This is a genomic window from Paenibacillus sp. J22R56 (genome assembly GCF_056269375.1).
Map to the genome: position 1 here is coordinate 42,848 of NZ_JBWDNV010000005.1, position 12,753 is coordinate 55,600.

A 12,753-nucleotide genomic window follows, 5' to 3' on the forward strand; every position below is an offset into this window, starting at 1 on the left:
GCAGTTACTAGTATCATATTTTTAGAGAGAGGAGACTGTTACCGCATTCATCTAGGAGGTGACACCTATTTTTCTAGACAGCAGCAGAAGTTAACGTAACGAAGTAAGAGTGTCCTTTTTCCGCTTCAAACCTTCCATCTGTAAGAGTAATCTCAGTACCATGATCATCCTTAACTTGTACAGACTCGGCATATCGGATCTTGCATGAGCCGCTTTTCTTCACCTCAATAACAGCCTGCTTCAGCTTGCCGTCTGCCCACTGAATTCCAACGATATATCCACCTCTTGCCTTCAAGCCATTGATTTGACCAGCTTCCCATGCAGCTGGCAAAGAAGGCAGCAGCTCAATTTCGCCCAAATGGCTTTGCAGCAGCAGCTCAGCCATGCCGGCACTACCGCCGAAGTTGCCATCGATCTGGAACGGTGGATGGGCGTCGAGCAAATTCGGATACGTTGATCTAGCAAGCAGGGTCTGAACAGCACCATATGCCTGTTTCTCATCTTTCAATCGGGCGAACAAATTAAGCAGCCATGCACAGCTCCAGCCGGTATGCCCACCGCCATTGGCAAGCCTGCGGTCCAAGGAAGCAACAGCTGCTGCAAGCAGCTCTGGTGTGCTTTCATTAATTTCGTTGCCAGGGTACACACCATACAGATGAGAAACATGCCGGTGTCCCGGTTCACTCTCTTCGAAATCCTCATACCATTCTTGCAATTGGCCGTGACGACCAATCTTATAGGCAGGCAAGCGATCAAGTGCGGCGAGAAGCTCGTCACGGAACGTTGACTCATCGTTCTCAAGCACATCTATTGCTTCCAGACAGTTATGGAACAAGTCACGAATAATGGCAATATCCATCGTTGACCCAAACGAAACACTACATGCCTCACCATCAGCGGTCAGGAACTTATTCTCCGGAGATGTCGAAGGATTCGTAACAAGATCGCCATTAGGACCTTCAATCAGCCAATCCAGACAGAACAATGCCGCACCTTTTAGAAGCGGATATGCTTTTTCACCCAGGAATACTTTGTCCATGTTATACAAATAGCTTTCCCATACCTGCCGGACAAGCCATGCTCCACCTAGAGGCCAGAATGCCCAGCTTGCACTTCCTCCAGTTGGTGTTGTCATCCGCCACAAGTCTACATTATGATGCGCCGTCCAACCCCGGCTACCATAATGGATGCTCGCCGTACGGGAACCAACCACGCTCATCTCTTCCAGCATTGTAAAGAGCGGCTCATGACATTCGCTTAAATTACATACTTCCGCTGGCCAGTAGTTCATCTGTGTATTGATGTTTATCGTGTAGTCACTATGCCACGGAGGCGAGACATGTGGATTCCATATGCCTTGAAGATTGGCTGGCTGACAACCCGGCCTCGAGCTTCCCATCAGCAAATATCTGCCGTAATGGAAATATAGCGCTTCCAAATGCGGATCATTTTTAGTTGCCTGATAATCGATCAGCCTCTGGTCAGTTGGCTTATCTTCTTCTGACTCCTTTTGGGCTAAAGAAAAGGATACTCGGTCAAACAATGCACGATGATCCGCCGTATGACGTTCGCGAAGTACCTCAAATCCAAGTGCAGCAGCAGCTTGAAGCCGATCAGTACAACGTTCCGAGCATGCCTTATGATCAGGAGACATGTTGTAACCTGCGTAACCTGTTTCTCCAGCTAAATACACATTAAAGTACGTGGCATTACGAACTTGCAGGACGTTCTCACTGTTACTTAGCGATCCATCTGTCTCTACCTGAAGGCGGATTTCAAACGGCAGTCCAAGTTCGTCCTCATAGAGAACGTCCAGCGGATGATCTTTATGATAATTACCTGCCACATGGCTTGGTGCTTGTCCAATGAGCCACAATACGCCGTCTTCAGCCTGCTCAATCCGGTAGTGAAGCAGTGAATCCAAAGCAAGATCACGGTTCATCGTACCTTCAGATGCTTCGTATCTCACTACCAGCACTTGATCTGGCGCACTAACGAAATATTCACCACGAACTTTTACTTCCCCATCACGATAGTGCATGGATGCAATTCCATCATTCAGTTGAAGCTCACGACGATAGTCCGATAAAGCCATCTCCGAATCCTCACGCCGAATAATCGACAGACCTCCAAGCGGCAAATACGGCTCTACATCTCGCCCTTGCATGGTCGATTCGATTAAAGCTTCAGCTTCTTCATATTTCCCGGAAAATATGAGCTGCCGTGCTTTAGCCAAATAACGTTGAGCTTCATAATTAATCTGATCTCGTGGAAAACCAGCCCATAAGGTGTCTTCATTCAACAATATCTGTTCCGTATCTGTACCGCCAAATACCATCCCGCCGATACGTCCATTCCCAATCGGCAGCGCTTCTTCCCATACTGCCGCAGGCTGCTCGTACCAAAGTTTCCAATCCTTCACTATCGCTCCGCCCATCGTTCATCCTCCATCCATTACGATGCCAAAGAGAGCCCGCATAAATCGGGCTCTCTCATCGTTACAACCGTATTATTCGTTCCACAATTTAACGCGTGCTTTAACCAGGTCTTCACGGATGCTTTCTGCTTTTTCTACATCAGCCTTAACCAACTCTTGTTGGTATGCATCCCAAATTTTATCAAAGTCTGCTGGCTTAGCCAAGATTGCTTCAGGAATACGTTTCCAAGTAATGTCAGTCAGTTTTTTCTCGATAACTACTGCTTCACTGTCGCCAGGAACTGGAATGTTCCAAGCTGCACCCCAAGGTTTAACTTTGAACTCTTCTTCTTTAGGGAACAAGTCTTTCCAAGTTGTCGCATTGTAAGCTTTAAGAACTTCCTTCTCTACATCGTTAAAGCCAGCTACGATTTGCTCTGGGAAGTTTGTTGTGTAGTAGTTGCCGCTTGGATCTTTCACGCCGTCGCCGTAGTGGCCGCTCAGCAGGTTGTAGAGACCAATACCTGTTTCTTTCGTGAAGTTAACAGCATCGTTGATTTTGCGGTTGTTAACATCTTCAGGGATAACGCGTTTGCCGTCAACAACATTGTATTGCTTGCCTTCAATACCCCAGTTCATAAGCACTTGGCCTTCATCGGAAGCCAGGTAGTCAAGGAATTTGATTGTACGAACCGGATCTGGATTGTCTACGGAGATCGCTACGCCGCTGCCAGCCATGAAGCCTGTTGGCCAGAACGATGCTTCCTTCACATCTGTAGACATCGTAACTGGGTAGTGGCCGTAGCCTTGATCGAATTTACCTTCTGCTTTCAGAGCTTTCTCGCCATCGCCGTAATCCCAGTCTTGGTCAATCAAGCCAAGAACGCGGCCGGAAGCGATTTTCGCTTTGTATTGATCGTATTTTTGAACGAAGCTTTCTGGATCAAGCAAGCCTTCAGCGTTCATATGGTTCAGCCATTTGAAGTATTCTTTCTCTTCCGGACGACGGAAGTGGTACGTTACTTCTTGTGTATCCACATTGATGTTGAACTCGCCGTCATCGGAACCGCCAGTTGCAAGGAATGCTGGGTTCGTTACCGAAATGTACATATGCCAGTCATCAGCATTCAAAGTCAGACCGACATTCGGGTTGCCGTTCTCATCTTTTGGATGAAGAGCAAGGTAGTCTTTGATTGCTTTCTCATAGTCTGCAACCGTACGAATTTGCGGGTAGCCGAGTTCTTTCACAACACGGTGCTGCAGCTCGAAACCGCCGCCTGCGTTGTAGTATTGCTGTCCAATACCGTTGTACGATGGAATAACATAAATGGCATGGTCATCATCGCTGTAACGAAGACGGTTCATATTACCTTCAAACAGTTTCTTTAAGTTAGGAGCATATTTATCAATCAGATCAGTCAAATCCAGCACAGCGCCAGCGTCAACGAATTTTGCGATGCTTTGTTTAGCGCTGATCAGGTCAGGGTATTCGCCGCTTGCCGCAATCAGGGACGATTTTTGAACCGCGTCGCCGACTGCGAATTCTGCATCAAGAGTAATACCTGTTTTCTCTGTAAGGTTTTTACCGATTTCGTCCTGCATGTTTGCCCAGTTTGGTGATGGATCTTCGCTGTAATACGTCAATTTGAGCGGCGAAGTATCTTCCGGAGCAGCTGACTCTGTGCTTGCATTGTTGCTTGCATCTGGACTAGCTGTGTTTTCTTCATTATTGTTATTGCTGCCGCATCCAGCCAGCATGCCTGCAACTAATGTTGTTGACAATGCGAGGCCTGACCACTTCTTGATTTGATTCATAAAAATAACCCTCCTATATATTTATGAAATCCATATTGTATTAACGGGTTTCCCCAGGAATACCACTTCTAATCATTAGATCAGCCTTTTACAGCGCCTAATGTCATCCCTTTGACGAAATACCTTTGCAAGAAAGGATAAACCAGCAGGATTGGAACCGTAACGACGATGGTAATCGCCATTTTTACAGATTCAGGCGAGACGGTCGACATCATTTGTGTCATGTTCGAGTTGTGGATGTCCACGTTATTGCCTGATGTCGTACTTTGCAGCACTTTCATCAATTCGAACTGCAAGGTTGTCAAGGCTTCGCTCGAACCGTTGTACAGATAAGTATCGAACCAGGAATTCCATTGCCCAACGGCCAGGAACAATGCGATTGTTGCAAGCGCCGGCTTCGACATTGGAAGAATAATGCGCCAATAGATTGTGAAATCATTTGCACCATCAAGCTTTGCAGACTCTTGCAGGGCAAACGGGATACCATCCATAAAGGAACGGATAACGAATACGTTAAAGGCACTTACGAGACCTGGAAGGATATAAACCCAGAACGTATTCATCATGTGAAGGTCACGGATCAGGAAATAGACTGGAATTAACCCGCCCGATACATACATGGTCAGCGCCAGGAAGACCGAGACGAACTTACGTCCCTGGAAATCCGGCCGGCTCAGCGTAAACGCGAGCATGGAGGCACTGATCAAACCAACCACCGTACCGGCTACTGTCCGGAATACGGAGATTTTGAAACCTGTGATCAAACCGCTGAAGGAGAAGATAACTTTGTAGTTTTCCCAAGTCCAATCACGCGGGAAGATCGTAATACCGCCTCTTACACTGTCTACAGAATCATTGAATGAAAGAGCAAGCACGTTCAGAAACGGATATAAAGTGATGACCATAACGAATATGACGAAAGCGTATACGATCACACTTAGAAGCCGGTCTGACAGAGGCGCGCCGCCCAATAGTCCTTTTGATTTCATGGTTGCACTCCCCCTTACATGATGCTTTCTTTAGTAATTTTTTTGAACAGTCCGTTAGCGGTGAACAGCAGGAAGATACTCACAACCGAGTTGAAAATATTAATCGCTGTACCAAATGAGTAACGACTTAATTGCAAACCATATTCTAGTGCATACAAGTCAAGCACTTGTGAGTAATCTCGAACGAGATTGTTGCCGAGCAGGAACTGCTTCTCGAAGCCGATCTGAATCAAGTGACCGATCGACATAATAAGCAGGATGACAATCGTCGAACGAATGCCTGGCAAAGTAATGTGCCATATCTGTTTAATACGATTTGCTCCATCTACTCTTGCCGCTTCGTACATCTCTTGGCTGATACCTGCAATGGCTGCGAGATAGATGATCGTATTCCAGCCCATCTCTTTCCACACATCAGAGATTGTTATGATTCCCCAGAAGTAATGTCCCTTGGATAAAAACTGAATCGGTTGATCGATGAGCCCAAGCCACATGAGAATCTCATTGACTGTGCCATGATCAGCGGACAGCATCTTAGTCACAATGCCCGCAACAACAACCCAGGATACAAAGTGAGGCAAATACGAGATCGTTTGCGCGAACCGTTTGAATGCCATACTCCGAACTTCATTAAGCAAGACTGCGAATACAATGGGTACTGCAAAGCCTGCGATAATCCCCATAAAACTCATCGCGAGCGTATTTCGCATGACCAGGTAGAATGTATCGTCCTGGAAGAGCGTTTTAAATTGATCGAAGCCTACCCAATCCTGCTCGCCAAATGATCTGGCTGGCTTGTACTTCTGGAAGGCCATTGTCCAGCCCCATAGTGGGTAATAACTAAATACGAATACCCAGATTACGAAAGGCAGCGACATCATGTATAAGTATTTGTTACGGATAACTGTTCTCCAAAAATTTCTCTCTCTCTTTAACTTGCGCGTCTGCTGCTGAACGCTAGTTGTGACCGCTTTCATCGGTATCCCTCCTGCCTTATGCATTTATGATAACGGATTCATGGCAGATTACGGTACCCAAAGGATTTGGCATAAAATCATATAAAAATTAGTGTAAGCGGATTCAATCACTAAAAAACGCATGTTTTTCTCAGGGGAGAGAAAAACATGCGCTCTTTTTACGATTCTTTCTTCTTATACACGGAAGGCGAAGAACCTACATACTTACGGAATTTGCTGTGGAAATAGTCGACGTTTGCATAACCAACCATCTCCGCGACTTGGTAGACCTTAAGCCCTTGCTCAAGTAATATTTTCGCTTGTTCCATCCGTACTTTATCCAGATACGTGTTGAAGTTTTCCCCTGTAACCTGTTTAAACAGCTTGCCGAGATAAGCACTGTTGTAATTAAATAGTTCGGCAAGCGTCTCCATTTTGAGGTTCTCTTTATAATTCCGGTGAATGAGATCGATCATACGCTTGATTTGCTTGTCCGCCGAAGTATTATCAAGGGAATCAGTAATCTCTTCGATAATGGCGGTAACCCGTCTGGCAAGGGAGTTGAATCGATATTCCCGGTACAGCTCCGGAATCCGTAGACGGTATTCACGGACAGGAAGCTCCGGACGCTTGGAAGCAAGCTTATCGAGAACAACCGATACCAATTCTACAAAAGCAGATTTAATCTCGGCTTCTCCGAATCCCATCGCCTTCATCGCTTCGGCAGACTCTTCGATGAGCTGCCTGATAGCATCCCTATTCACAATTTCAAGAGCCAGATACAGTTTCTCTGCAGTCCCCGTCCAATCAAGTTTGGTTTCGTAGATGCTTACGGGCTGCAGAATATCCTCCTGCATGATCTTGCCGCCTTCCAGGAAGAACCTAAACCTCATCCGTTCCAGTGCTTTCTGATAAGCACCCGGAATATCAGCTATACCAGCAGCTGCCTTACCGCCCGACACGACCGTAAAGTCAGAACCATGCTCTTCACAGGCATCGGCAATAATCGCATACACATCACGACAGAAGGCCTCATTGTCCAGGCCTTTGTTCACCAAGATTAGCATGTACGGCTCCATCCCAATGGCCAGACCTGCCCCGGATTGCTCAAGCCGTTCGGAGAGTCTCCGCTTGATCTGGGCATGTCCTGCCATATCCTCTTCACTTCGTTCATGCGTCTTAATTAGGAGCAATTCGTACTCCTTCCAATCAAGGGATGTTTGCAGCTGTGACACATTGCCTAAACTGCCTTGAGCTAGGAGCTGCTTCAAATCCTCCTCCACATTCCCTTGACGCATATCCTGCTGCTTCTGCCGGGCTTCATATTCGATATCCAGCTCTTTCTTCAAGGAATTCAAATAGTCGATCAGCTCATCCTCATCTACGGGCTTAAGTAAATAGCCATCTATACGCTGGACAATAGCCTGCTTGGCATATTCGAAATCCGCATAACCACTTAAGATCAGTACATGCATATTGCCGCCATTTTCTCGAATGGTCCTGATCAGCTCAAGCCCGTTCATCTCCGGCATTCGGATATCGGCAATAATGAGATCCAGCTCATACTGCTCGCATTTGCGAAGAGCATCTTTTCCATTAGCTGCCGTATCTACAACCTCGTAGCCAAGGCTTTCCCATTCCAGCAAGGTGCGAAGACCTTCACGGATCATCGGTTCATCGTCTACAAGTAATACTTTATACATATAAATCCTCCCCAAAAGGTAAGGTAAAGGAAACCTTTGTCCCAATACCTGGTTCGCTCTCGAATTGAAGACCATGCTCCTGGCCGTAGGTCAACTGCAGCCGAAGATGAACATTGCGTAGTCCAATTCGATTGTTCTCAGCGTCTTCCGTTTCGCTTAATTGGTCAGCTACACTATCGATTTTCTCCTGCGTCATTCCCGCCCCATTATCAATCACTTCGATCCGGACAAGGTCACCTTCACTAGTTGCGCGAACGATCACAACGCCGCCCTCCACCTTATTCTCAAAGCCATGAATAACGGCATTCTCAACCAGCGGTTGAATGATAAGAGGTGGAATCGATACTTTCTCCACAATCGGATCGATATGAAGCTCGTAGGATAAACGATCCTCATATCTGAATTTCTGAATATCCAAATAACAACGGACAATATCCATCTCGTCAGCAAGGTAGGTCATGCGCTGCGTCACCTCAATACTACGCCGCATCAGCTTGCCGAGCAGACGGACAACTTGGGAAATCTCCTTTTCCCCTTTCAAATGAGCCTTCATCCGGATCGATTCCAGCGCATTAAACAGGAAATGGGGATTAATCTGGCTCGCCATCATTTTCAGCTTGATTTCATTTTGCTTGGATTCAAGCAGGTTCTTCATCTTGTTCGTTTCCTGCACTTCTTCGACCAGACCATTAATGCTCGATACCATGGAGTTAAATTGCCGGGATAACTGGCCAATCTCATCCTTGCCGTCAATTTCCATCACGATATCCAGCTTGCCTGTGGCAACCTTCGTAATATGCTTGCTTAACCGAAGCATCCTCTTCGTAATAATGGTGGATACTCCGATTATGAGAAATATAGCAATAATCAAACTGATTGAAATAACCGTAAACGCCAATGATTTAATGTGATTGGCATCCTTCACGATGGTATCTACAGAGAAGACCGAGATGATCCGAAGCGTGTTGCCGCTTGATTCCGGTACAAGAGGCTCAATCAGCACACGAGAAGCTTGGCCGTCGATATCCGCCGAATACATGCCGCTCTTCTCCTGTACAATACTTTGCTCGAAATCAATTTCTTGCAGCGTTTTACCGGTTCTCCCTATCCTGTTAGCCGCAACAATCTGGTTATTATCATCAACGATCATGGTCTCAAAGGATTCCTGATTCAAGATACTGTTCATCATCGACATATTTAACGTAATGACGAGGACACCACTTGTGTTGTTGTCTGCAAAATTTATCTCGCGCACCAGACTCAAGTAATTTCGTTTATCCCGCTCGTCTTCAAGGTAATACCAGTTTACCCCACTTCCAGGTGTCAATGCGGTCTTGTACCATGCTGCTTCCTTAATGGACTTGTCCGGCTGAATAAAGTCCCAGTTATTGAGCATCGTAGGATTCTCCATATAGAACCGGATGTTCGCTACTTCATCATGCTGCTGGCGAATTTCATTGAAGTCGGTGTACTCCCGATAAGCAGCTACTACTTCGTAGGTCGATTCATAACGGCGGTTCGTAACGGTCTCCAGCCGTCCGTTATTTTCCAATCGATAGGCACTGTCGTACGCGACATTCATTAGCTCGGTTGTTCTTGCTTTCACACGTTGAACGTTTGTATGTGTCTGCTCCATCGCATTATCCAGCGCCATATTGCGCAGCTCGTTAGTCAGGAACACGCCAACAATCAGAATTGGAATGAAGAGGACTACGATACAGGATAGGATGAGCTTTGTTCTCAGTTTCACATTATTAAGCAGGTGTGAGAACATATGAAACATCTTGCCAGCCCCCTGTCACCAGAACAGAAAATTTGATTGCGTTTACATTCTAGGCGTTTAAACGCTAATTGTACAGGGATTTTATCTCCAATTGTTCGGGTATGAACTGGAACTCCCACATGTTAGAATCGTTGAAACCCCTTACAATTAAAAGGAGCTGACCTTTTTAATGACTCAGAATTATCCATTCCAAAACCCCGACCTGCCACTTGAGCAGCGTGTTAATGATTTGGTTAACCGATTTACACTCGAGGAAAAAATCAATCTGATGTGCCAATACCAGGACGAGATCACTCATCTTGGCGTCAAAGCATACAAGCACGGAACCGAAGCTGCACACGGTATGGCATGGCTTGGCGAAGCAACTACGTTCCCTCAGCCAATTGGTCTTGCTTGTACATGGGACAAAGGTTTATTGAAACAAATCGGCAGCGTGATTGGCGATGAAGCCCGCGGCTTCTATCACCAGAATCCTTCGCATAACGGTCTGACCTTATGGGCGCCTACTGTCGATATGGAACGTGACCCGCGCTGGGGCCGTACTGAAGAAGCTTACGGTGAGGACCCACATCTGACTGGCAAGCTGTCAGCAGCAATCACTCAAGGTATTCAAGGCGACCATCCTTTCTATGTGAAAGCAGTCGCTTCGCTTAAGCATTTTATCGGCAACAACAATGAGATTAACCGAGGAGAATGCTCCGTCAGCCTGGATCCGCGCAACAAGCATGAATACTATTTGAAAGCCTTCGAAATTCCATTCAAAGAAGGTGGAGCACTGTCGATGATGACGGCTTACAACTCTGTGAATGGTGTCCCTGCCAACCTTAATCCTGACGTAAATACGATCGTCAAACGGGAATGGGGCATGAACGGCTTTGTTGTCAGTGATGCGGGCGATGTACTTGGCACAGTGAATGATCATAAATACGTGGATACGTATAAAGAAGCTGTCGCCCTGACTATTAAAGCCGGTGTAGACAGTATTACCGATGATCATCCGATCTCGAAGCAAGCCATCCGTGACGCCCTTGCAGATGGCATGTTAACGGAGAACGACCTGGATATTGCGCTTCGCAATACGTTCCGTGTGCGGTTCCGCCTTGGTGAATTTGATCCTGCATCTCGTAACCCTTATGCGGCGATCGATGATTCCGTTATTATGAAGCCTGAACATGCCGAGCTTGCACTGGATTCTGTCCGTAAAAGCATCGTGCTGCTTAAAAATGACGGTATCCTGCCGCTGCAGTCAGATAAATTGTCCAAGGTTGCGGTTATCGGCCCACTTGCCGGCATTGTATACCGCGATTGGTATAGCGGCTTGATGCCATATGCCATTACACCATTTGAAGGCATTAAAGCCAAGATGAATGGTCCTGAGCAAACCGTAAGCCTTGCTACCGCAAGCAATCGAGTTAAGCTGAAATCGCTCAAAAATGGCCGTTACGTTACGCTCACAGATGGCGAGAAAAACCCGCTTGCCGCAAATTCACAAGCATCCAGCTCAGCAGAAGTGTTCGAGACAACGGACTGGGGCTGGGACAACCATACAATCGTTGCAGAGAACAACAAGCTGTATTTATCAACGGACGATGAGAAAGTCACTGCATCCTCAGAGCATATTTGGGAATGGTTCACGAAAGAAGTGTTCCACGTTCGCCCGCAGCAAGATGAGAATGTCGTAACCTTCACTACTTGGAACAACCGCCCTGTTACGGTTAACGCCGAGACCGGCACTCTTGAAGTGCAAGACGGCGATGCTATTATTGCCGAACCATTCGCAGTAGTAAAAGAAACAGATGGCCTTGCGGAAGCTGTAGAAGCTGCCCGTCATGCTGAGGTTGCTGTCGTTGTAGTAGGTAACCACCCACTCATTAACGGCAAAGAAACCATTGACCGTCCTGACTTAACGCTTGCTGCTTATCAAGAAAAATTGATTCGTGAAGTGCATGCCGTGAATCCAAATACGGTTGTTGTTATTGTTGGCAGCTATCCATTTGCGATACCTTGGGTTCAGCAGAACATTCCTGCTATCCTCTATATGTCACACGCAGGTCAAGAACTTGGCCATGCCTTGGCAGATGTCTTATTCGGCGATTACAATCCTGCAGGACGCGTAAACATGACCTGGTACGAGTCGACCGATCAGCTTGGCGAGTTTATGGACTACGATATTATTAAAAGCGAGCGCACTTATCAGTACTTTGCAGGCAAACCGCTTTATCCATTTGGTCACGGCTTGTCGTACAGCCGCTTCCAATATGAAGCTCTTAACCTTGAACAGTCCGCTGATTCGGTTACGTTAAACTTCCGTGTAACGAATGTCAGCAATGTTGACGGCGAAGAGGTTGTCCAGCTTTATACGAGAGCGCTTGATTCACGTGTTAAACGTCCGCTCAGACAGCTGCAATCGTTCGAAAGATTGGCTTTGGCTGCTGGTCAATCGACTGAAGTCCGCTTCGAGATAGACATTTCTGAGCTGGCATTCTGGGACGTAACACGAAACAAAATGTGCGTAGAGCAAGGCAATTATGCGTTCCTCGTTGGCGCATCCTCCGGCGATATCCGCTTGGAAGGAACATTAAGTGTTGCTGGCGAAACGATCCCACCTCGTGATCTGTGCCAAGTAACTGCTGCAGTGAACTATGATGTCTATTCAAATGTTATCATCAGCGACAACACAGAAGGCGGCGACAGCGCTGCAACTACAGCGTCCGGTGCATGGCTCCGTTACGATGATGCCGTGTTTGGCGAAGAAGTCTGCTTCTTTGAAGTAAGAGCACAGGCACTAAGCGCCGTAACCATTGAGATTAGACTAGATGCGCCAGATGGTCCATTGGCCGGAAGCTGCACATTGCAAGCTGGTACAGCGAATTGGCAGACGGCATCCTGCTCTATTGAGCAAGCCGCCGGTCACCACAGCCTGTATCTGGTTGTACAAGGCGAAGGTGAAACCAAGCTTGGCTGGTTCCGTTTCGGTAAATAATATTGAGTCCGGAAGTGTGAAAGGCGTGAGCCTTAAGCCTTCCGGGCTTTTTTTATACGAATAAAGCGAATTCGCAAACAGCCGCTTACTCGATTGAGTAAGCGGCTG

General features: G+C 46.8%; 7 protein-coding genes. 1 reads left to right on the top strand and 6 read right to left on the bottom strand.

Going from position 1 to position 12,753, the window contains the following annotated elements:
* Window positions 1–73: 73 nt before the first annotated feature.
* From AC0YNT_RS13175 to AC0YNT_RS13200, 6 genes are all read right to left on the bottom strand, one after another.
* On the bottom strand, window positions 74–2,437 hold the full coding sequence (locus tag AC0YNT_RS13175) for a glycoside hydrolase family 95 protein (RefSeq protein WP_475804998.1): 2,364 nt from the start codon (window positions 2,435–2,437) through the stop codon (window positions 74–76).
* A gap of 72 nt (window positions 2,438–2,509) precedes the next feature.
* Window positions 2,510–4,231, bottom strand: coding sequence for an ABC transporter substrate-binding protein (locus AC0YNT_RS13180; protein ID WP_475804999.1), 1,722 nt, complete (start codon window positions 4,229–4,231; stop codon window positions 2,510–2,512).
* A gap of 80 nt (window positions 4,232–4,311) precedes the next feature.
* Window positions 4,312–5,220 carry a carbohydrate ABC transporter permease gene (locus AC0YNT_RS13185; protein ID WP_475805000.1) on the bottom strand — a complete coding sequence of 303 codons (909 nt, stop codon included), beginning with the start codon at window positions 5,218–5,220 and terminating at the stop codon, window positions 4,312–4,314.
* A gap of 14 nt (window positions 5,221–5,234) precedes the next feature.
* On the bottom strand, window positions 5,235–6,197 hold the full coding sequence (locus AC0YNT_RS13190; RefSeq protein ID WP_475805001.1) for an ABC transporter permease: 963 nt from the start codon (window positions 6,195–6,197) through the stop codon (window positions 5,235–5,237).
* Between the two features lie 158 nt (window positions 6,198–6,355).
* The gene (locus tag AC0YNT_RS13195; RefSeq protein ID WP_475805002.1) at window positions 6,356–7,879 is read right to left on the bottom strand and encodes a response regulator transcription factor; all 1,524 of its coding nucleotides are present in this window, start codon (window positions 7,877–7,879) and stop codon (window positions 6,356–6,358) included.
* A complete protein-coding gene (locus AC0YNT_RS13200) occupies window positions 7,872–9,662 on the bottom strand; it encodes a sensor histidine kinase (protein ID WP_475805003.1) in 1,791 nt (596 codons plus the stop codon). Before AC0YNT_RS13200 ends, AC0YNT_RS13195 begins: the two co-directional genes overlap by 8 nt.
* 169 nt (window positions 9,663–9,831) lie before the next feature.
* Here AC0YNT_RS13200 and AC0YNT_RS13205 point away from each other — a divergent pair, with 169 nt between their 5' ends.
* A complete protein-coding gene (locus tag AC0YNT_RS13205) occupies window positions 9,832–12,645 on the top strand; it encodes a glycoside hydrolase family 3 protein (RefSeq protein ID WP_475805004.1) in 2,814 nt (937 codons plus the stop codon).
* The last annotated feature ends 108 nt before the right edge of the window (window positions 12,646–12,753 follow it).